This window comes from Phyllobacterium sp. 628, from assembly GCF_014189505.1.
GTDB lineage: Bacteria > Pseudomonadota > Alphaproteobacteria > Rhizobiales > Rhizobiaceae > Phyllobacterium.
Genome location: NZ_CP050301.1, coordinates 610,033 through 631,589, shown reverse-complemented (window position 1 = coordinate 631,589; position 21,557 = coordinate 610,033). Strand labels below are relative to the sequence as shown.

Here is a 21,557-nt window from a genome sequence, read left to right as displayed (position 1 = left end):
CATCCTCCCGTCGCAGTCAGACAAATTTATGACGCAACTCGTGGCGGAAGCAAGGCCAGTTGTCTTAATTCCGTAACAAAATTACTCGCTCAATCCCTCGAAGAAATCCTTCATGCGGGCAAAAAAGCCGGAGGATTGCGGGCTGTTGTCCTGCGACGACACACGCTCGAACTCTTCCAGCAATTCGCGCTGGCGCTTGTTGAGATTCTGCGGTGTCTCAATGGAAATCTGGATGTAGAGATCACCCATGGCTGGCTGGCGCAAAACCGGCATGCCCTTGCCCTTGAGGCGGAATTGCTTGGCGTTTTGCGTGCCGTCGGGAATTTTCACCCGGGTCTGCGTGCCATCAAGCGTAGCCACTTCGAACTGGCCGCCAAGAGCTGCCGTTGTCATGGAAATCGGTACTTTGCAGTAGAGATCCGCACCATCGCGCTGGAAGAATTCATGCGGCTTCAGCGACAGGAAAATATAGAGATCACCGGACGGGCCGCCGCGAACACCCGCCTCGCCTTCGCCGGTCAGACGGATGCGTGTACCGTCCTCGATGCCAGCCGGGATGTTGACCGAAAGCGAACGCTCTTCGGTGATTCGGCCCTGACCTGCACATTTGGGGCAAGGGTCCTTGATGGTCTGGCCACGGCCGTGACAGGTTGGGCAGGTGCGCTCGATGGAGAAGAAACCCTGAGCCGCACGGACACGGCCGGAGCCGCCGCACGTGTTACAAGTGACCGGTGATGTGCCAGCCTTGGCACCTGTGCCGGTGCATTCATCGCAGACGATGGATGTGGGCACGCGGATCTGTGCCGTCTTGCCGGCATAGGCCTCTTCCAGCGTAATTTCCATATTGTAGCGCAGATCGGCACCGCGTTCGCGTCCGCCGGAGCGGCGCTGGCGACCGCCACCCATCATCTCGCCAAAAATGTCTTCAAAAATATCGGCAAAACCACCGGTACCACCGAAACCGCCGCCGCCACCCATGCCGCCATTTTCAAAGGCCGCGTGACCGAAACGGTCATAGGCAGCGCGCTTGTTGGGGTCTTTCAGCGTCTCATAGGCTTCGCCGATTTCCTTGAACCGGTGCTCGGCCGTTTCATCGCCCGGATTCTTGTCGGGGTGATACTGCATCGCCAGTTTACGAAAAGCGCTTTTCAGCTCTTTCTCATCAGCGCCTCTGGCTACGCCGAGGGTTTCGTAATAGTCAGCCTTCATCCAAACACTCATTCCATGAAATCAGAAAGCCTCACGCAGAAGCCTGTTTTAGAGCGGTATTTAAGTGTTCAACGCTCAAAATGCCAGTGGCAACTTGGATTGATTCGCCCCAAGCGCCGCATATTTGCGCATTATTGCGTTTCTGTGGCAATCCTTCCACGGTTTTATACGCATACTGAAAGTAAAGCCTCGCGGTTTGAATTTCGGAAAGCGCTTCGCGACGCGCTGGCTGATAATCTTCACTTCACTTTATCAGGTGGTCATACTTCCCCATTGCCACGCCCGCTGATGCGTCTGGCTGTTGAAAGGTGGGAAAGACGGGCGGTCCTTGGAACGCGGTCTTGGATTGGTAGAATGGGGTTTGCGATCTTTCGGACCACCCGCCCGGCGATTTCTGTTTCCGCCCGTTCCACCGTGGCGCACTGACCGATATCAGGCATTTTCGCCTGATTGGGACATTGGCGTCCCGTATCGCGCGACTTTGCCGCGAGTGTCCGTCAAGACACATGCCGGCCATAGTACCGGCCCTGGAACATTGGACGGAACCTCCCCGGAGCTTCGGGTTCCGTCGACCCGAAGCGCGGAGGCGCCGGTCCTTTCCGACTTTCGAACGGTTCCGGAAGCATTCCCGCCGGAAAGGACATGCGGATAATACGACAGGTTTTGAGGGCGTGGATAAGTTTGCAGATTGTTTTTGGGGTGCGTGCAATTTTGTGCATATTTTTAGTGGGATATGGATACTTCAGAACCATTTTGCGTGGTTCGACAAGCTCACCATGAGGGAGAGGGGGAGATTGCAGGGATGTATTTGAAAACAACAGATTGATTGTTTTCACCCCCCTCTGCCCTGTCGGGCATCTCCCCCCACAAGGGGGGAGATCAGCCTTCATGGCTGTATCAGCTAATCTTCAAGAGTTGCAAATTGAGCGACCTCCTCAATGTCGATGTGATCTCCCCCCTTGTGGGGGAGATGCCCGACAGGGCAGAGGGGGGGTGAAGTACCAATCACCACCCCAAACCTCCCCACAGGTGGGAGGGTAAGGGGTGGTGCCTTTTGCAATATCACCAACGGGAAATTGCATCAGGGCGTTGCGGGATAGCCCAGCAATTCAAACTCTGACAGGTTTACAGGCTTGGTTCCGCCGATCTCCAGACGGTATCTCGAGTAAGCCGCCGGAGTCTTCAGGGCAAACGGCTTGACCTGCTGACGCCATTCAAACTTCTGGTCCTTGCGCTCATCCAGTACCGTCCAGTTCGTGCCGTCATTCGATCCCTTTAACGTCCAGCTCACCGGATCACCCTCTGCGGCAGCCGCTGATGTCAGCGTGTAAAGCAATACGCTGTCGCCCGCTTTCGGAGCATTCTTGTCAGCTTCTACCCATGTAGGCGCCGTTCCATTCCAGGCCGTGCTGGAATTGCGGTCATACAGACTGTCGGTGTTGACCGCATTGCTGGCGGTGACCGCGTAGGACTTGTCTACCAGAAGCGACGTGAAAGGCCTTGGCTTGGCAGACCCCGTCGTGATCGAAGCCGGCGCATCATCCGCCCCCGTTCCCCATTGCGATGGATTGGGGCCCATATCAAATTCCAGCAGCGCACCATTGGCGATCTGCGAATGAAGCAGGTAATTGTGGCTGACCGGCTTGCCATCAAGCTTGACGCTCTGCACATACCGATTACTGGAACTGACATTGGGCGCCTGGATGACGATCTGGTGGACGGCGCCCTTGGCATCCTCCACGCGCACTGTCATTTTCGGGAAATAGGGTGCGCCAATGGCATATTCAGGTCGTCCGGCGCTGACGGGGTAAACCCCCATGGCGCTCCAAACGTACCACGCGGACATTTCGCCATTGTCTTCATCACCGAGATAGCCATTGCCGGTCTGGTTCCCATTGGCATCAAACCCGGAAAAGTAGAGCTTATCCATGACATCGCGCAGATATTTCTGTCCGCTGGCAGGCGCACCGGCATAATTGTACATATAGATCGAGTGATGCACCGGCTGGTTGGAATGCTGATATTCGCCAACATTGGCTGCCTTCGAGACGTCATAAGCCGAAACGATTTCCGGTTTTGATATGTAGAAGTCGCCATCCTTCAAAGGCGGCGTCGTGAAGAAGGCATCGAGCTTGGCTTTCAGCTTGTCGCGGCCCCCATAAAGATTGGCCAGACCCTGGCCATCCTGCGGAGCGAGAAAGGCATAGTGCCAGGCATTGCCTTCCGTATAGGCGCCATACCAGCTCTGCGGTGTACTGTTGGTATTGGCCCAACTGGTGTCGCTGGCTCTTTTTCTGAACCAGCCCCCAGCCCATGTTCCCGTCGATTCGCCGTCAAAAATCTTGGCATAATTGATGGCGCTGTTGGAGAAATAGGCTGCATCATCGGTCTTGCCCAACGCCGTGGCCATTTGCGCCACACCGAAATCGTTGAGATAGCCCTCAAGTGACCACGATACGTTTTCATCGCCCAGTCGCGAGTAACCGTAAAAGGGCGTTTCGTTCATACCCTTGCGGCCCCTGCTGTCGTCGGAACTGTAAACGGATGCATTCTTGACCATTGATGCGTAGGCCGAAGCAATATCGAAATTGCGGACACCCTTCATGTAAGCGTCGGCGAAGATGATATCGGAACTCGTCGCCACCATCATGTCGGCGTAACCGGGGCCGGACCAGCGCGTCACCCAGCCGCCATCCTTGTAGCCATTGATGAAACCGTCAATCATTTCTCCGGCCGCATTTGGGAACAGCAGCGTGTAGAGCGGCCATGTCGTACGGTACGTATCCCAGAAGCCGTTATTGACCCATATTTTACCCTTTTTGGGCGCTGGTGGACTGGTGTAAGGACTCATATAGGTCGGCACGCCAGCCACATTTTCCCATGCGGAATTCGGATAAAGAAAACTGCGGTACATGTTGGAATAGAGGATGGTCTTCTGGTCTTCCGTTGCACCCTCCACCTGAACAATATTCAGCTTTTTGTTCCAGGCAGCCTTGGCCAGTGCTTCCACGTCGTTGAAGGTTTTGGTGCCAATCTCCTGCTCCAGATTGGACTTTGCCTGATCGACGCTGAGGAACGACGTGGCAATCTTCAAACCAACAATCTTGCTGGCGCCGGACGTATCAAACTGCAGCCAGGATGTGAGCTTTGCCGCATCGGGTTGCTTGGTTTGGGTGACCGTATCGTCAAATTTTGCGTAGAAATACATCCGCGGTGCACCGTGATCGGTAGACCCGGACACAACGCCATTCGCTTTGTCGATGGTTATTGTGCCGCTTGTACCGGCAAATGTGTCGAACAGGATGGTCAGAACCGGTTGGGTGGCAGAAGCCGTGAAACGGAAATATGCGGCATGATCTGTCGGCGTCATTTCCGTTCTGGTGCCGTTGTCGAACGTTATGCCGTAGTAATGGGCGTGAGCGGTTTCATTGGAACGTTGAAACTTTTCGGCCCGCTCCATCCTGTCCGTGAGTAAATTGCCTGATGCGTCGGTCTTGCTGACCGGCATGATCTGCAGAGTTTGCCGGTTACCTATCCATGGACTTGGTTCGTGGACGACAGCAAAAGCCTGAATCGAACCGAGCAGTTTGGTATCGTCGCGATTTTCATAAAAAGTATAGAAGAAATCATTGCCCTTATAGCCATCACAGAGCTTGGTGTTGTTGAAATTGGAATCATCACACTTGGCGCTACGATTGACCGGCGACCACATATTGAAACCGAATGGCAGGGCCATGGCCGGAAATGTATTGCCGCGGGAATAGCCGTCGGCAATATACGCGGCGGAATGGGCGCCGCGCATGATGTTGACATATCCGGCAAGGTCCTGATCTTGCAGCGTCGCTGCAGCATCCTTGGTTGCATCGGGTTGCGTTTGCGGAGCCGCCACGACGGCGTCCTGCGATTTCGTGTCCTTGTCCGTCGCGTCCCCCGCGAAAGTCCCCTTGGACGCGGCGGCCTGCTTGTCTTCATCGTGACAGCCGGCAAGCATGGTGCAAGACAACAACCCCGCCAAAATGACCTTTTTAAATGTCATAACGTCCTCCTCAATGCGCGTAGACCAGCGCATTTTTCGATGAAAATGCATGGACCAACGACCGAAGATCAGGGCTTTTGCGGCTCTGCCAGCAACTCGAACTCCGCCAGAGACAAAGCGCCGCTCCCTCCAAATTCCAGCCGGTATTTGGCATAAGTTGCAGACGTTTTCAGAGCGAAGGGACGGGTTTGTCTGCGCCACTGGAATGTCTGATCCTTGCGCTCGTCAAGGACTACCCACGTCGTGCCGTCACTCGAACCCTTGAGCGTCCAGTTTGCGGGATCCTGGGCTTGGTCGCTGGACGACGTGATCGTATAGAGCGTGACGGCGCTGGCTTTTTTGTCGCTTTGAAGCGACGCCTCGATCCACGCCGGACCGGACGCACTTTGCCACGCGGTACCGGAATCCCTGTCGAAGAGGTTTGCTGCCTTGTCTGGCGTGCTCGCTGTTACGTCATAGGTTTTTGCAGGCAATACCGATTGAAGCGGCGAAGGCTTTGCTGTGCCTTGAGTGATGGAGGAAGGCACATCAGCCTCCCCGGTTCCCCAGGACGAAGGATTGGGGCCCATGATAAAATCAAGCGTGGCTCCATCAGCGATTTCCGAATGCAGGAGATAGCTGCGCGTGATGTCCTTGGCATTCAGGCGAACGCTTTGCACATAGCGGTTGGTATCGCTGACGCTGGGTGCGTTGATGGTGATCTTTCTGCTCTCATTCTTTGCATTCTTCAGCCAGACCGTCATCTTGGGAAAATAGGGCGCACCAATCGCATATTCCGGGCGTCCCATGCTGACGGGATAAAAACCCATGGCGCTGAAAACATACCAGGCGGATTGCTCGCCATTGTCTTCATCGCCGATATAGCCGCTGCCATCGGGGATGCCGTTGTTGTCTAGCCCCGATGTGTAGAGCTTGCTCATGACATCGCGCAGATATTTCTGTCCGCTGGCAGGCGCACCGGCATAATTATACATATAGATCGAATGGTGAACCGGCTGATTGGAATGCTGATACTGTCCGACATTTGCCAGTTCAGCGACCTTTCTGGCTTCCTTGATTTCGTGGATTTCGCTCCAGCCGTAGCTACCACCACCAGACGATGGCTTTGCTGAAAAGAAGCCATCAAGTTTGGCTTTCAGCTGAGCGCGGCCGCCATAGAGATTGGCAAGACCCTGTCCATCCTGCGGGGTCAGGAACGCATAGGACCATGCATCGCCTTCCGTATAGCCATAGCCCCATGTATCCGGCTTGATAGAGTTGTTTTGCCAATCACCTGCGCTATTTTTCGAACGGAACCATCCGCCAGCCCAAGAGTCTGTCGAGGCGGAATCAAAAAGATTGCTGTAGCTGATAGCGCGATTAGAGAAATAAGCGCGGTCGTCTTCCTTCTTCAAAGCTTCCGCAAGCTGAGAAACACCAAAATCGTTCAAGTCGCCTTCAAGCGACCACGCGACATGCCCTGGAGCCGGGTCTCTGATGACTACTTCCGTCGGCGTATAGCCATAGAAGATGGATTTCTCCATGCCTTTGCGGCCTTTGGACGAATCGGAACTAAAGGTTGAGGCATTTCTCACCATGGAATCATAGGCAGCCTGGACATCGAAATTTCGGACACCTTTAAGGTATGCATCAGCGAAAATGATATCCGAACTGGTCGCAACCATGCTGTCTTCATAACCCGGTCCGGACCAGCGGGTGACCCAGCCGCCATCCTTGTAGCCGTTGACAAAGCCATCGATCATCTGCCCACTTTGTTCGGGGAACAGCAGCGTATAGAGCGGCCATGTGGTTCGGTAAGTATCCCAGAAGCCATTATTGACCCAGATTTTTCCCGGCTTCAGCAGATTGCCGGGGGCATAGGGGCTGGCATAGGTAGGTGTGCCCTTGACGTTCTCCCAAGCGGAATTGGGATAGAGGAAACTCCTGTACATGTTGGAATAGAGGGTAACTTTCTGGTCGTCCGTCGCTCCCTCTACCTGCACGGTGTTGAGCTTGGCATTCCACGCGGCTTCTGCGAGTGCCTTGATTTCGTCAAACGACTTGTCAGCAATTTCCTGATTGAGGTTATCTTTTGCCTGATCCACGCTGATAAAGGAGGTGGCAATTTTCATACCGACCACCTTGCCGGTATCAGGCGTATCGAACTGGACCCAGGACGTTACGCCGTTATTGCCCATCTTTTTGGAGCCGGTGATCTTGCTGCCAAACTTGGCATAGAAATAGAGATTCGGTGCTCTGTGACTTGAATTACCCTGATCGGTGTATCCGGAAATTGTGCCGTTGACCTGATCTATGTCGAGATTGCCGCTGCCGGAGAACACATCAAACAGAATAGTCGTGCTCAGCTTATTGGCTGGAGCGGTGAAGCGAAAATAGGCGGCATGGTCGGTTGGGGCGATTTCGGTCTGCATACCATTGTCAAAAGTCAGGCTGTAATAGTGGGCCTTGGCAATCTCGTTTTTGCGCTGGAATTTTTCCGCCCGCCCGCTTTTAGTGGTAACGCTTGGATCGCTGATCGGCATGATCTGCAAGGATTGACGATTGCCGATCCATGGGCTCGGCATATGCACAACGGCAAAAGCCATGATCTTGTCGAGGACTGTGCCTTCATTGCCAGCATCAGGGTTGGTAGAGCTCTTGAACTGATAAAACCAATTATTATCGTCCCGATTGACCGGCGTCCAAAAATTGAAACCGAAAGGGAGGGCTGTCGCAGGAAATGTGTTGCCGCGGGTGAAATCGCCACTGGAATTAGCACCGCGCAGCGTGTTGACATATTGCGCCAGCTCCTGAGTGATTGGTGCGACGCCTTTCACCATATCTTCCAGTGCGGCAATACGTTCATTCAACGCGCCAATAATTGTTTGATTGGCCGTTGTCAGCGTATCTAATTTGCCTTGCAGCTCAGCAATTCGATCTTCCAATTTCTTAATTGCATCCGCAGTGGTCGTATCTGCCTTTGCTGTGTCAAGCGCTGCCTGTATTTTACCAATGGTTTCCTTGAGAGCATTGATCTCCGTGGGATCAAGAGCCTTATCCAGGTCCGTCCGTAGCTGCGCCAGAAGCTTTTTCTGGGCTTCTATAGTACTTTGATCAGTGGTAGATTTTCCTTCCAGCTCTGCAATACGACCCGTGAGTTGACGGATCGTCTCCTGATCGGTCTTGCCTTTCTCGTCTGCCCGCTTTTCCAGTTCCGCTATGAGCACAGTAAGCTGATTGAGCGACGCCTGATTGGTCTGCGTCCCCTCGGCCAATTGCTGCTTCAATTGAGCAATCTGCCCGTTCAAGGCATCGAGCGTGCTGTGATTGGATTTCTGTATCTCGTCGATCCGCGCATTCAGATCGTTGAAAGTCCCCTGCGACGTCGCATTAGCCGGCTTATCCTCCGAACCTTTGCAACCCGCGAGCATGCCACAGACAAGAAATCCTGTGAGAAGCGTCTTCTTGAGCGCCATAAATCTCTCTCCCCGAAATTTAAATCGATTAAATATTGTGATGAATAAAAAGCCTGCGGGGCGATTGCGCACGGGCAGGTATCGCATTTAAAGGCTGGCTCCTCCCAAAGCGGCCTCAAACGATTAAATCATGTAGTCTGATTAATTACCCCTGCGAACTTCGTCAATTCGACTAAAGTCTAATCGCTCAAGGGAAAAACGAAAAAGCCCGGCATTTCTGCCGGGCTCTTCATCAATCTATAATCTGCAGAATTAAGCAGATTTCTTTTTGCCGTTCTCATCGATTTCTTCGAAATCAGCGTCGACAACATCGTCATGTTCTTTGGCGGTTGCTTCGGTGTGTTCACCTTCGCCAGCGCCTTCGGCAGCCTGAGCTGCTTCATACATGGCCTGACCCAGCTTCATTGAGACTTCAGCCAGCGTCTGCGTCTTCGCCTTGATGACTTCGGCATCATCGCCTTCAGCAGCGGTCTTCAATTCGGCCAGAGCCGTTTCGATCGACTGCTTGTCTTCTGCCGAAACCTTGTCGCCATAGTCCTTCAACGACTTCTCGGTCGAATGGATCAGGGCTTCTGCCTGGTTCTTCGATTCCACACCTTCACGGCGCTTCTTGTCGGACTCGGCATTGGCTTCAGCGTCCTTGACCATCTTTTCGATGTCAGCGTCGGACAGACCACCGGATGCCTGAATGCGGATCTGGTGTTCCTTGCCTGTGCCCTTATCCTTGGCCGAGACGTTGACAATACCGTTGGCATCGATGTCGAAACCGACTTCGATCTGCGGAATACCACGGGGTGCCGGCGGAATGCCAACGAGATCGAACTGGCCGAGTGCCTTGTTATCGGCAGCCATTTCGCGCTCGCCCTGGAAGACGCGGATCGTCACGGCGGACTGATTGTCCTCAGCCGTGGAGAAGGTCTGCGACTTCTTCGTCGGGATCGTCGTGTTACGGTCGATCAGACGGGTGAAGACACCACCAAGCGTTTCGATGCCGAGGGACAGCGGCGTTACGTCGAGCAGAAGAACGTCCTTGACGTCGCCCTGCAGAACGCCGGCCTGAATGGCTGCGCCCATGGCAACAACTTCATCGGGGTTTACGCCCTTATGGGGTTCCTTGCCGAAGAACGCCTTCACGATTTCCTGAATCTTCGGCATGCGGGTCATGCCGCCGACGAGAACCACTTCATCGATTTCACCAGCCTTGAGGCCGGCATCCTTGAGCGCGGACTTGCAAGGCTCAACGGTGCGCTGAACCAGATCGTCAACCAGGCTTTCGAACTTGGAGCGCGACAGCTTCATCGTCAGGTGCTTCGGACCGGAAGCATCGGCAGTGATGAAGGGCAGGTTGATTTCGGTCTGCTGGGCGGACGAAAGCTCGATCTTGGCCTTTTCAGCAGCTTCCTTGAGGCGCTGCAGAGCAAGCTTGTCGTTCTTCAGGTCGATGCCCTGTTCCTTCTTGAACTCGGCCGCAAAATATTCGACCAGACGCATGTCAAAGTCTTCACCGCCAAGGAACGTATCGCCATTGGTCGACTTGACTTCAAAAACGCCGTCGCCGATTTCCAGAACCGAGACGTCGAAGGTGCCGCCGCCCAGATCGTAGACGGCGATGGTCTTGCCTTCCTTCTTGTCGAGACCATAGGCCAAAGCAGCTGCCGTCGGCTCATTGATGATGCGCAGGACTTCAAGACCGGCGATCTTGCCGGCATCCTTGGTGGCCTGACGCTGGGCATCGTTGAAGTATGCTGGAACCGTGATGACGGCCTTCTCGACCTTTTCGCCAAGATAGGCTTCAGCGGTTTCCTTCATCTTCTGCAGGATCATCGCGGAAATCTGCGACGGGGAATATTTCTGCTTGTGAACCTCTACCCATGCATCGCCATTGTCGCCTTTGACGATTTCGTAAGGAACAAGCTTCTTGTCCTTGGCAACGGTCGGGTCGTCAAAGCGGCGGCCGATCAGGCGCTTGACCGCAAAAACGGTTCCTTCCGGATTGGTAACAGCCTGACGCTTGGCCGGCTGGCCAGCGAGGCGCTCATCGCTATCCGTGAAAGCGATGATCGAAGGTGTCGTGCGTGCACCTTCCGCATTTTCAATGACCTTCGCGCTCTTGCCATCCATGACAGAGACGCAGGAATTGGTCGTACCCAAGTCAATACCGATAACTTTAGCCATTATACTTCTCCATTCAGCAGGCTGCCGGGACCTCTGCCGAGCGTTCCATTCAGCAGCCCCTAGGGGGGTTAAACAATGCAAGACGGCTACAATGAGCCACACTTACGTGTTGGGGGCTATATAAGAAGGCTGAAATTACCATGCAAGTCAGAAGCTGCAGCATTTACACCCCTAATTGCCTTAAAAGACTCGGCAAACGGGGTTTTTAACGCCATAAATCGCCTATGACCGATAGTAGCCTCCATCTTCACCTTCCCGTACACCAGCGTAGCCGGTTGATCAACACGCTGCACACCTGGATGCTTCTTGCCGGAAGCCTTGTGCTGCTTGTGGTCTGTGCTTTCACGCTCGCAGGGCCCACAGGCATTGTTTACGCACTTGTTTTCGGTGCAGTCAGCCTCGTCGCTATCCGGCGCATCAGTCCTCAAATGGTGTTGAAAATGTACAAAGCAAGGGTCGTGACTCGTGAAGAGTTCCCGCAAGGACTTGCCATCATAGAGGAATTGTCCCGCCGCGCCGGTTTGCCGCGCGTGCCGGAGCTGCACGTTATCCCATCCCGGATGATGAATGCCTTTGCCGTGGGCAGGAAAGGCAATTCCGTCGTCGCGGTGACCGATCAACTGATTCGGGTGTTGACGGCGCGTGAACTCACCGGCGTGCTTGCCCATGAAATCAGCCATATCCGCAACGAAGACCTCAAGGTCATGGCGCTTGCCGATACAGTGGCGCGTTTTACCTCGTTGATGTCGACCATTGGCATCGTCTCACTGCTGTTCAATATCACCTTTCTGGCGAGCGGCGAACCGGTACAGGTGCCATGGCTTGGCGTGCTTCTGCTGCTGGTGGCGCCCACTGTCGGCGGGCTGTTGCAGATGGCGCTGTCACGCACCCGCGAGTTCGATGCCGATCTTGGCGCAGCACTTTTGACCGGTGACCCTGATGGGCTTGCATTGGCTCTCGTCAAGCTCGAAAAGGCGCAAGGACGACTTTGGGAAAACCTTATTCTGCCGGGCGGTCGCATCCCAGACCCTTCGATCCTGCGCACACATCCCCTCACCGATATCCGGGTGGCACGGTTGAAGGCCCTGAAAGACGCTTCGGGCGTGGTGGCGCGCGGCGAAGCGCTGCCTGATGATATTCTGCAGACGCTGATGGTGAAGCCACAGGACCGTATCCGCACACGGCCTTCGCCGGTCCCGTTGATCGGCCGTCAGCATGGGCGGTGGAATTCCAGCAATCTGGAAATTCTGTCCCTGCTCAACACACAATCCGGCAAGCCTGTTGTATCAGGACCGGATGCGGAGTGTGAAGCCTGTCCGCACAGTCTCAACACCCCCGATGCCGCACCGCGCGTGCATGTGGCGCGCGGCGGTGTCTATTGGTGATGGCTTAGACTGCTTCCCAATTGCCGGTTTCACCGGCGCGATAGACCGCATCGATGAGTTTCTGATTGAGAACCGAGCTTTCCAGCGAGAAGACCTGAGCATCTTCGCCCTTGGCGGCGCGGGCAAAAGCTTCGATCTGCAGGCGATAATGGTTCACATCGCCGAAAGTCCATTCGGTGGCGCCGGTGTGCGTCTTGTTGTGCAGCGTGATACGTGCGTGATCATATTTGCCGGTATTGAAAGGCCCATGCACCTCGATAAAGCCTTCGTCGCCGTGAAACACCATCGACTGGCGGGCGGCGAGCTGCGTGGCCATATAGAACGACAATTCGAAACCAGCGAAATCGGCACGTATGCTGGCATAGCTATCGGTGCCGAAATCCGCATCGCGCTCGACGTTGGCCGAAACCCTGATCGGCTCCTTGCCAGTGACAAAACGCGTGACAACTGTCGGATAGACGCCAATATCCGGCAAGGCGCCGCCGCCAAGCGACAGCTGATTGCGCATATTGCCCGCATCCTTGTTGAAATAGGTGAAAGCGCCCTGCACGTGCCGCAAGCGGCCAATGGCGCCTTCCGCAATCAGGTCGCGCACCTTCAACCATTGCGGGTGATAGGTGACCATGAACGCTTCAGAAATCAGCACGCCATGGGTGTCGCGGGCTCGTTGCAAGGTGGATATTTCGCTGGCATGCAGCGAGATCGGCTTTTCACACAGGACATGTTTGCCGGCTTCCGCCGCCTTAACCGACCATTCCACATGTTGTGATGTGGGAAGCGGGATGTAGACGCCATCGATATCTTCGGATGCCAGCATGGCTTCATAGGAACCAAAAGCGTGCGGCGCGCCAAATCGTTCAGCGACGGCCTGCGCTTTGGCAAGATCACGACTGGCGATCCCTGACAAAACTGAGTTTTCCGCATCACATATGGCAGGAATAACAGCCGTAACCCCGATTTTCGCTGTCGACAGAATACCCCAACGGAACATGATGACTTCTCCTTTTCGTCGGGGCGCAACCTAGCGAACGCCTTGGGAAATGGGAAGCAACCAGATGCAATTTACGCCGGTTTGAAAAAATCGATAAAGGCGCGCAAAGCGGGGCGCATCTGGCGGCGGCTCGGATAATAGAGGTAGACGCCGGGGAAAGGCCCGCACCAATCCTCTAACACACTGATAAGGCGTCCATCGGCAATGGGTTCAGAGGCCATATGGCCAAGCAGAAAGGCCACGCCTGCTCCACCCAGAACAGCCTGCGTCACCAGCCTATCATCGCCGAGGATGAGCGGGCCATTCACGTCGATGACAATCTCCTCACCGTCCTTCTCAAACTCCCAGCGATAGACCTGTCCGCTGGAAAAACGGCGGCGGATGCAGAGATGTCTGGCAAGGTCATGCGGATGCAGCGGTATGGAGTGATTATCGAAATAACCGGGTGATGCAACGATACTAGCCCTGATCGGATCGCTCATGCGCACGGCGATCATATCCGGTTCCAGACTTTCCCCGAGCCGCATGCCGGCATCGACGCCTGCGGCTACGATGTCGTTGAACGCTTCCTCAATGCGCACCTCGAGTGTAACGCCGGGATAGACGGCGCTGAAGGCCGCCAGACGCGGCGCCAGCAGCCAATGGGCGGCAAAGGGCGGGACACTCAACCGCAAGGTACCGGCGACACGGTTATTCGCTTCCTTGGCTGCATCCAGCGCAAGGTCGATTTCCGCCAGTGCCGGACGCAAGCGCTTGAGTAGCAGCGCACCTTCCTCGGTCACGGTAACGCTGCGGGTGGTGCGGGCGAGCAGCCGGACGCCAAGGCTGTGTTCGAGGCTGGAAATGGCATGGCTGATGGCAGAGGGCGCAATGCCCAGCTGCTTGGCTGCACCCCGGAAGCCACCGCAGGCAGCAACCGTGGCAAAGATGGCCAGTTGAGGGAGATGAGAACGATCCATTGATCTATTGTATAGAACAAGGTGTGAGAAAATAGGGGAATTATCGAACACTCATGCGCCGGGTATGGTCAATCATCACATCAAAGGAGACCAGTGATGCAAAAGCGCAAACTTGGAACGGATCTCACTGTATCGGCAGTTGGCCTTGGTTGCATGGGCATGAGCTTTGCCTATGGCGGTCAGGATGAGGCAGATGCAATCCGCACATTGCACCGTGCAGTCGATATCGGTGTGACCTTTTTCGATACCGCAGAAGTCTATGGCCCGTTCGACAACGAAATTCTGGTCGGCAAGGCATTCAAGGACCGCCGCGACAAGGTTGTCATCGCCACGAAATTCGGCTTCAAGATTTCCGACGAGGGCGAAGGCCTGTCGCGTATGATTGGCGTCAACAGCCATCCGGAACATCTGAAAGCAGTGGCCGAGGCTTCACTCGGACGGCTTGGCATCGAACAGATCGACCTGTTCTACCAGCACCGCGTTGACCCGAATGTTCCGATTGAAGATACGGTCGGCGCCATGGCCGAGCTGGTCAAGCAGGGCAAGGTCAAGGCGCTCGGACTTTCCGAAGCCAGCGCCGCCACGATCCGCCGCGCCCACAAAGTGCATCCGATTGCAGCTGTACAGAGCGAGTATTCGCTGTGGACCCGTGATCCGGAAGACGAGGTTTTTGCGGTCTGCCGTGAACTCGGCATCGGGTTTGTACCCTACAGCCCGCTCGGCCGTGGTCTTCTGACCGGCACAATCAGCAAGCCGGACGAGCTTGGTACTGACGACTGGCGCAAGACCTTGCCACGCTTTCAGGCTGAGAACATGGACGCCAATGCGGCCCTGATTGCCACGCTGAAGGGTCTGGCCGCCGACAAGGGTGTGACACCGGCACAACTGGCGCTCGCCTGGGTGCTGCATCAGGGCGATTTCATTGTACCGATCCCCGGTGCGCGCAAGATCAAGCATCTGGAAGAGAACGCGGCGGCGGCTGACATATCGCTTTCACCAGCAGACCTTGCCAGGATCGGCGATGCCCTGTCGCCAACACACGTTGCCGGCAATCGCTACACGGATGCAGGTCTCGCCCTCGTCAATGGCTAACGACACAATAAGGGCGCTGAGCAATCAGCGCCCTGCACTATCGGCAATCGCCCGTGTTGCCGCATCGGCCGGGAAATATTGTTCGATAAAAATCCCTTCCGTCAAAACCTCTTGCGCAGTGCCAAAAGCAGTGACCGTAGTGATCCAATTGGTCATCGCGTCGCCGATCTGCAGCTGAACCGTGATAACGGGCGGCGGATTACGCTCGCCCTCGTCATTGCGCAGCAACGCGGAAATCTCCGCATCGTTTTCATATATTGCAATGCGCTTGGACAGCTGGCTTTTCGCGCCATAAAGCCGCGCTTCATTGCGGGCGCGCTTCAGAAACAGCAGGGCAACATCGGGCCAATTGGCAATGGAACGGCGCACCGGTCCGGGCTCAAGCACCAGTGCCAGAATGTTGATACCCGGAGCAATACTGATGCCCAGCGCCTCGGCCAAGCCCATGAAACCGGCATTGGCCGCGAGAATATCGTGATCAGCATTGAACGCCACCGCAGGCCATGGGGCATGCCGTTCCAGTATCATGTGCAGCGTATCGCGGATCAGCGGTGGCAGTCCGGCAAGGCCTTCGCGCTCGGCGGAGAGATAGCGCGGCGCAAAACCCGCAGCGCTGAACAGCTCGTTCTGGATTTTGAATGGCAATTCCAGCGCCTCGCAAATGCGAATGATCATACCTTCAGACGGGCGGGCCCGGCCGGTTTCCAGAAACGACAGATGGCGCGAGGAAATACCGGCCTCCAGCGCAAGGTCCATTTGGCTCAGATGCCGGTGCGAACGCCATTGCTTGAGATGATCACCAAACTGCATCGCCGCTCCTTTGCCTGCGAGAATGCTCCGCGCCCGGCGCAAGACTCATTACTTCAGAGGTAATTGTTTCGATTACCTTAGCCCCGCATTGTCACGTCATCAACCCCAACAAAGGAGACTGACATGATGAAGATTAATCTGAAGGATGGCCTGATGATCAACGCGGTGTTGACCGGTATGACTGGGCTTGGGCTTGCGCTGTTCGCCGAACTTTCCGCACTTTATCTGATACCGGGCGCTCCGGTCTGGCTCATTGCCACCCTTGGTGTCGCGCTTGTGCTCTTCGCCGCTGATGTTGGCTTGATCGCCCGATGGAAAGCACAATCACGGGCGCTGGTCAGCTTTGTCTTCATCGCTGATCTGCTCTGGGTCATCGGCGTTCCCGCGATCCTTATGCTGATGCCATCTGCCTTTACGCTTCTGGGTGTGATCGCAACCCTAGCGGTTACGGCGGTTGTGGCCTGCTTTGCGCTGATCGAGTGGCAGGGGTTGAAAATGCTGGGATCGGCAAAGGCGATATAGTCAGCGTGTCTTTTGTTGAGAGTAAAACTCACATTATAAATCGTCATGCTTGACAGACGAGACGGTGTAAGGCCTATTTCACGCCGCTGCAGGGATCGGAAAACCCTGTGGCGGCAATGCAATGTGCATGCAATTTATTTGTTCTAACATGCCAAACCACCCCTGTTCGCTCATCGATGGTCAGGCCTTCTGAAGCTGGAATACAATGGAAAAAGCAACAAAAAAGTCGATCAGACGCTGGGCTATCGGTTTGGTTCTCCTGGCGATTCTCGCCTATTTCGTCCCCTATCTGGTGATCTTCTACCTGATCTGCGGGATTTATGACCTGTCGCGCAACAAGAACATCGATTTGCAGATGGTCGAACAATATTTCATGGGCAACGGCCTGTTCACCTGGATCCTGTCACCGCTGAATATTCTGCTTGATGTCCTGTCGCTGCCTTACGTCAACAAGGGTGTCTACAAGCTGGAAGACCTGCCGGCCGATTATCAGGCCGAGGTGAAGCGCCTGATCACGGCAACGCAGAAGGAAGACCTTGTCGGCAAGTTGCAGACGCGTGCGGAACAGCAGGCGCGCAGCATGTTCTTCTTCAAGTGGTATGGCAAAGACCAGCCAAGCTTCGTCAGCGTGCCGTCCTTCTATGAAAAGTATAATTTCGTGAAGACCATCGGCGTGTCGGTGTTCAACAAGAAGAACTCGACCTCGAAGCATTTCGGTCCGATCCGCGCCACCATCCGCGTGCTTTACAACATCAATGATATGAATGACCGCACGGCCTATATCTGGTGTGGTGACACGACGAGCTACTGGAAAGACGACAAGCTGTTCATCTTCGATGACACGCTGATGCACCAGTCCGTCAACCAGACCGACCAGACGCGCTATTGCCTGTTTGTCGATATCCTCCGCCCCTCCTACATCCCGGCGCTTTATGCAGGGATCGTCTCGTTCATGGGCGTGATCCTTAAGGGCAGCAACTCGATTTTTTACAAGAACTGGAAAGTGATCCAGAAATAAGAAGCTTGGCTCCATGCTATCTCTCCCCTTGCGGGAGAGAACGGATTTTCTCGGATTTAGCCTTTTCGCTAAATCCTTAGAAAATCCAAGAGAGGGGGCAATTTTGATCGATCCCCTCTCTGGCGATTTCTAGCACTTAGCAAGAGCTAAGATGCTGAAATCGCTTTCTCCCCCACAAGGGGGGAGATACAGCGGCACCTGCAGTTTATCCCCGCAGCACGGCTCCGGTCTGTTTGCCGACACTCTCCACAATCCGCTTGGTCAGTGCGTCAAGGTCCTCGTCATTGAGCGTGCGCTCAACCGGCTGGATCGCCACTTCAATCGCAACAGACTTCTTGTCCGCACCCAATGACGGTCCCTCGAACAGATCGAATACCTGAACGCCTGTGATCAGCTTTTTGTCGCCAGCCAGAGCCGCCCGCACAATCGACGCCGCATCGACTGATTTGTCGACAACGAAGGCAAAATCACGCCGTACGGTCTGGAAATCCGAGAGGTTCAATGGCGACTTGGTGCGCGTTGGCTTCTGCTTTGGCTCGGGAATGGCATCGACATAGATTTCGAAGCCGCACAGAGCGCCGGAGACATCCAGCACTTCCAGCGTTTTTGGATGGAATTCGCCGAATGTGCCCAGAATGACCTTGGGTCCAAGCTTGATCGTGCCGGAACGGCCAGGATGATACCAGGCAGGTCCGCCGCTTTCGATCTGCAGTTTGTCAACCGGCGCACCGCAGGCTTCGAGAACCGCAATGGCATCAGCCTTGGCATCGAACACGCCAACAGGCGAGGCATTGCCGGACCAGTGACGGCCTGAGCCCTCCAGCTTTGCCGTACCCCGGCGCACACCAGCCGCAACGCGGCGCTGCGTTTCCGGTGTATTGCCTTCATAGGTGCCCGAAACTTCGAACAGGGCCAAATCGTTGAAACCGCGATCGGCATTGCGCTGTGCCGCAGCCAGAAGGCTCGGCAACAGTGACGGACGCATATCCGACATATCGGCGGCAATCGGGTTGGCGAGCTTCAACGACGGCTGTCCGCCGCCGAACAGCTTGGCCTGCTCTTCCGAAATGAACGACCATGTGACCGCTTCCATCATGCCGCGTGACGCAAGTGCACGCTTTGCAGCGCGCGTGCGGATCTGCAGGGTGGTCAGGATTTTGCCATTGACCGCCGCATGGTTTTGCAGAGGCTGCGGATCGATGAGGTTGACGCCATGAATACGCATGACTTCTTCCACAAGATCGGCCTTGCCATCCACATCCGGACGCCACGAGGGAACCAGCACATCAACCACCTCGCCCTTGCCCTGCGGCTGGAAGCCGAGGCGGCTGAGAATGTCGAGGCTTGTTTCCGAAGGCACATCAATGCCGGTCAGACGCTTGACCTCGGATGCAGGGAAACGGACGGATTTGGGCGTATAACCCTTGTAGCCCACGACCTGCGCCTCTGATGGCGTTCCACCGCAGAACTCAAGGATCATCTGCGTGGCCAATTCAAGCCCAGGCACCATGAATTCAGGATCGACACCGCGCTCGAACCGGTAACGCGCATCGGTGATGATACCGAGATTGCGGCCGGTGCGGGCAATGTTCATCGCATCCCAGAGCGCGGATTCAACCACGACATTGGTGGTGTTTTCATCGCAGCCGGAATGTTCGCCGCCCATGATACCGGCAATCGATTCCACGCCGTTCTCATCAGCAATGACGCCATTTTCCGGGTTGAGCGTGTATTCCTTGCCGTTGAGCCCAAGGATCGTTTCGCCTTCTATGGCCCAACGCACGGTGAGATTGCCCTTCACCTTATCCGCGTCGAACACGTGCAGCGGACGGCCGCGATCGAACGTCAGATAATTGGTGATATCGACCAGCGCATTGATTGGACGCAGGCCGATCGCAATCAGGCGCTGCTGCAGCCATTTCGGGCTTGTGCCATTCTTGAGGCCCGTCACAGTACGCAGGGCAAAGCCTTCACACATCGGCGCACGCTCGCCGAAAGCAAGCGTCACGTCGATTTTTGACACACCGGAACCTTTGACCGGTTCAACAGCATTGCTCTTCAGCTTTCCAAGACCGGCGGCAGCAAGATCGCGGGCGATGCCGTAAATGCTGGTGCAATCAGGACGGTTCGGCGTCAGGTTGATTTCGATGACCGGATCATCAAGACCCGCATAGGCGGCGAAGCTCGTTCCGACTGGCGCATCCGCAGGCAGGTCGATAATGCCGTTATGTTCATCCGACATTTGCAGCTCGCGTTCCGAGCACATCATGCCATGGCTTTCGACGCCGCGAATTTTGCCGACGGACAGGGTGACATCAATGCCCGGCACATAGGCACCCGGCGCAGCAAAGGCACCGATGAGGCCAGCGCGCGCATTGGGGGCGCCGCAGACCACCTGCAACGGCTTGCCGTCCCCCGTATCAACGCTGAGCACCTGCAGCTTGTCCGCATCGGGATGCTTGGCTGCAGTGAGCACTTTGGCGATGATGAATGGCTTCAGCGCGGCTTTGTCATCCAGCGATTCGACTTCAAGACCGATCATGGTCAGGGCATCGACGATCTCACCGAGCGACGCTTCGGTTTCGAGATGATCTTTCAGCCAGGAGAGTGTGAATTTCATGATTTCACTCGTTTCTCTGTTTTAGCGTTGGAGGATTTCGACAAGGCGAAACCGCTCGCATATCCGGCGAAAAGCCGCCGTTGCGACGAAAGTAGCTCTCGTGATCGCTGCGCCATTCAGCCAGCGTTGCAGAGCCTTCGCCCTCGTCACGCGAAGGCAAAGGTCGCGGCATTCCGGTACTGATCGGGGATCCCGATCATGCGCTCAGGCCGCCGAACAATGTCGGCATGTCGAGCGGACGGAAGCCGTAATGCTGCAGCCAGCGTACATCGGCATCAAAGAAGTCACGCAGATCGGGCATGCCATATTTGAGCATGGCGATACGATCAATGCCCATGCCCCAGGCAAAACCCTGATACTCGTCGGGATCAAGGCCGCCGTGACGGAGCACGTTGGGATGAACCATGCCGCAACCGAGGATTTCCATCCAGTCGGTGCCCTGACCAAACTTCACTTCATTGCCGGACCGGTCGCACTGGATATCGACTTCCAGCGACGGCTCGGTGAACGGGAAGTAAGACGGGCGGAAACGCATCTGTAACGATGGGACCTCGAAGAAGGACTTGCAGAACTCTTCCAGCACCCACTTCATATTGGCGACATTGGCCGTCTTGTCGATGACAAGCCCTTCGACCTGATGGAACATCGGCGAGTGGGTTGCATCGGAATCCATACGGTACGTCTTGCCGGGAATGACAATACGGATCGGCGGCTTCTGCTTTTCCATGGTCCGGATCTGCACTGGACTTGTATGGGTGCGCAACAGTTTGCGCTCGCCATTTTCGTCCGGGTTGAAGAAAAACGTATCGTGCATCTCCCGCGCCGGATGCCCCTCAGGGAAATTCAATGCGGTGAAGTTGTAATGGTCGGTTTCGACATCCGGGCCTTCGGCAATTGAAAAACCCATATCGGCGAAGATCGCCGTGATTTCATCAACCACCTGGCTGATCGGATGAATACGGCCGCGCTCTGCAGGCGCCATACGCACCGGCAGGGTGACATCCAGCTTTTCCTTCTCAAGGCGCTCGGTAATCGCTGCGTCCTTCAGCGTATTCTTGCGGATAGAAAGGGCATCGGTGACGCGATTCTTCAAACCATTGATGGCCGGTCCCTTGGTCTGCCGTTCTTCCGGCGACATGGAGCCCAACGATTTCAGCTTTTCGGAAATCGAACCTTTTTTGCCAAGAGCGGCAACACGCACGGCCTCGATGGCCGCTTCGTCATCCGCTGCCTCAATCTGCGCGATCAATGCGCCTTCCAATTGTACCAGATCGTCCATGCTTCT

Annotated in this window: 14 protein-coding genes; 5 read left to right on the top strand and 9 right to left on the bottom strand. The window is 55.5% G+C overall.

Annotation, left to right across the window (positions count from 1 at the left end; translation table 11 throughout):
* Positions 1 to 81: 81 nt before the first annotated feature.
* On the bottom strand, positions 82 to 1,209 hold the full coding sequence (dnaJ, locus tag HB779_RS04650; protein ID WP_188345774.1) for a molecular chaperone DnaJ: 1,128 nt from the start codon (positions 1,207 to 1,209) through the stop codon (positions 82 to 84).
* A 15-nt stretch (positions 1,210 to 1,224) separates the two neighbouring features.
* Between dnaJ and HB779_RS04645 the strand changes: the two genes are divergently transcribed.
* Entirely contained in the window at positions 1,225 to 1,635 is a 411-nt protein-coding gene (locus HB779_RS04645) for a hypothetical protein (RefSeq protein ID WP_188344625.1), read from the top strand.
* Between the two features lie 655 nt (positions 1,636 to 2,290).
* On the opposite strand, the gene HB779_RS04640 is transcribed toward HB779_RS04645, so the two are convergent.
* From HB779_RS04640 to dnaK, 3 genes are all read right to left on the bottom strand, one after another.
* Complete coding sequence (locus HB779_RS04640) at positions 2,291 to 5,245, bottom strand: GH92 family glycosyl hydrolase (RefSeq protein WP_188344624.1); 2,955 nt, start codon at positions 5,243 to 5,245, stop codon at positions 2,291 to 2,293.
* A gap of 68 nt (positions 5,246 to 5,313) precedes the next feature.
* Positions 5,314 to 8,700 carry a GH92 family glycosyl hydrolase gene (locus HB779_RS04635; protein ID WP_188344623.1) on the bottom strand — a complete coding sequence of 1,129 codons (3,387 nt, stop codon included), beginning with the start codon at positions 8,698 to 8,700 and terminating at the stop codon, positions 5,314 to 5,316.
* A gap of 252 nt (positions 8,701 to 8,952) precedes the next feature.
* Positions 8,953 to 10,875: a molecular chaperone DnaK gene (gene dnaK / locus HB779_RS04630; RefSeq protein WP_188344622.1), complete on the bottom strand. Its 1,923-nt coding sequence runs from the start codon at positions 10,873 to 10,875 to the stop codon at positions 8,953 to 8,955.
* 224 nt (positions 10,876 to 11,099) lie between these two features.
* Between dnaK and HB779_RS04625 the strand changes: the two genes are divergently transcribed.
* On the top strand, positions 11,100 to 12,260 hold the full coding sequence (locus tag HB779_RS04625) for a zinc metalloprotease HtpX (RefSeq protein ID WP_188344621.1): 1,161 nt from the start codon (positions 11,100 to 11,102) through the stop codon (positions 12,258 to 12,260).
* Between the two features lie 4 nt (positions 12,261 to 12,264).
* Here the strand turns inward: HB779_RS04625 and HB779_RS04620 are convergent, their stop codons facing one another.
* Positions 12,265 to 13,251, bottom strand: coding sequence for a Gfo/Idh/MocA family protein (locus tag HB779_RS04620; RefSeq protein WP_188344620.1), 987 nt, complete (start codon positions 13,249 to 13,251; stop codon positions 12,265 to 12,267).
* A 71-nt stretch (positions 13,252 to 13,322) separates the two neighbouring features.
* Positions 13,323 to 14,210 (bottom strand): LysR family transcriptional regulator, encoded by an 888-nt coding sequence (locus HB779_RS04615; RefSeq protein ID WP_188344619.1) that lies wholly within the window; start codon positions 14,208 to 14,210, stop codon positions 13,323 to 13,325.
* A gap of 96 nt (positions 14,211 to 14,306) precedes the next feature.
* On the opposite strand from HB779_RS04615, the gene HB779_RS04610 reads away from it, so the two are divergent.
* Complete coding sequence (locus tag HB779_RS04610) at positions 14,307 to 15,302, top strand: aldo/keto reductase (protein WP_188344618.1); 996 nt, start codon at positions 14,307 to 14,309, stop codon at positions 15,300 to 15,302.
* 24 nt (positions 15,303 to 15,326) lie between these two features.
* Here HB779_RS04610 and HB779_RS04605 read toward each other — a convergent pair whose 3' ends face one another.
* A complete protein-coding gene (locus HB779_RS04605; RefSeq protein ID WP_188344617.1) occupies positions 15,327 to 16,112 on the bottom strand; it encodes a helix-turn-helix domain-containing protein in 786 nt (261 codons plus the stop codon).
* Positions 16,113 to 16,235: 123 nt separating this feature from the next.
* On the opposite strand from HB779_RS04605, the gene HB779_RS04600 reads away from it, so the two are divergent.
* Positions 16,236 to 16,634, top strand: a complete 399-nt coding sequence (locus HB779_RS04600) for a hypothetical protein (RefSeq protein WP_188344616.1) — start codon at positions 16,236 to 16,238, stop codon at positions 16,632 to 16,634.
* 205 nt (positions 16,635 to 16,839) lie between these two features.
* Positions 16,840 to 17,652, top strand: coding sequence for an aspartyl/asparaginyl beta-hydroxylase domain-containing protein (locus tag HB779_RS04595; RefSeq protein WP_188344615.1), 813 nt, complete (start codon positions 16,840 to 16,842; stop codon positions 17,650 to 17,652).
* Positions 17,653 to 17,857: 205 nt separating this feature from the next.
* Here the strand turns inward: HB779_RS04595 and pheT are convergent, their stop codons facing one another.
* Complete coding sequence (gene pheT, locus HB779_RS04590) at positions 17,858 to 20,272, bottom strand: phenylalanine--tRNA ligase subunit beta (protein WP_188344614.1); 2,415 nt, start codon at positions 20,270 to 20,272, stop codon at positions 17,858 to 17,860.
* Between the two features lie 196 nt (positions 20,273 to 20,468).
* On the bottom strand, positions 20,469 to 21,551 hold the full coding sequence (pheS, locus tag HB779_RS04585; protein WP_188344613.1) for a phenylalanine--tRNA ligase subunit alpha: 1,083 nt from the start codon (positions 21,549 to 21,551) through the stop codon (positions 20,469 to 20,471).
* Between the last annotated feature and the right edge of the window lie 6 nt (positions 21,552 to 21,557).

What these genes read in the sequence shown, in the direction of transcription:
- HB779_RS04645 (WP_188344625.1), top strand. Translation starts at nt 1,225, where the DNA reads ATGAAATCAGAAAGCCTCACGCAGAAGCCTGTTTTAGAGCGGTATTTA.
- HB779_RS04610 (WP_188344618.1), top strand. Translation starts at nt 14,307, where the DNA reads ATGCAAAAGCGCAAACTTGGAACGGATCTCACTGTATCGGCAGTTGGC.
- HB779_RS04640 (WP_188344624.1), bottom strand. Translation starts at nt 5,245, where the DNA reads ATGACATTTAAAAAGGTCATTTTGGCGGGGTTGTTGTCTTGCACCATG.
- HB779_RS04625 (WP_188344621.1), top strand. Translation starts at nt 11,100, where the DNA reads ATGACCGATAGTAGCCTCCATCTTCACCTTCCCGTACACCAGCGTAGC.
- HB779_RS04605 (WP_188344617.1), bottom strand. Translation starts at nt 16,112, where the DNA reads ATGCAGTTTGGTGATCATCTCAAGCAATGGCGTTCGCACCGGCATCTG.
- pheT (WP_188344614.1), bottom strand. Translation starts at nt 20,272, where the DNA reads ATGAAATTCACACTCTCCTGGCTGAAAGATCATCTCGAAACCGAAGCG.
- HB779_RS04595 (WP_188344615.1), top strand. Translation starts at nt 16,840, where the DNA reads ATGGAAAAAGCAACAAAAAAGTCGATCAGACGCTGGGCTATCGGTTTG.
- dnaK (WP_188344622.1), bottom strand. Translation starts at nt 10,875, where the DNA reads ATGGCTAAAGTTATCGGTATTGACTTGGGTACGACCAATTCCTGCGTC.
- HB779_RS04615 (WP_188344619.1), bottom strand. Translation starts at nt 14,210, where the DNA reads ATGGATCGTTCTCATCTCCCTCAACTGGCCATCTTTGCCACGGTTGCT.
- HB779_RS04600 (WP_188344616.1), top strand. Translation starts at nt 16,236, where the DNA reads ATGATGAAGATTAATCTGAAGGATGGCCTGATGATCAACGCGGTGTTG.
- dnaJ (WP_188345774.1), bottom strand. Translation starts at nt 1,209, where the DNA reads ATGAAGGCTGACTATTACGAAACCCTCGGCGTAGCCAGAGGCGCTGAT.
- HB779_RS04635 (WP_188344623.1), bottom strand. Translation starts at nt 8,700, where the DNA reads ATGGCGCTCAAGAAGACGCTTCTCACAGGATTTCTTGTCTGTGGCATG.
- HB779_RS04620 (WP_188344620.1), bottom strand. Translation starts at nt 13,251, where the DNA reads ATGTTCCGTTGGGGTATTCTGTCGACAGCGAAAATCGGGGTTACGGCT.
- pheS (WP_188344613.1), bottom strand. Translation starts at nt 21,551, where the DNA reads ATGGACGATCTGGTACAATTGGAAGGCGCATTGATCGCGCAGATTGAG.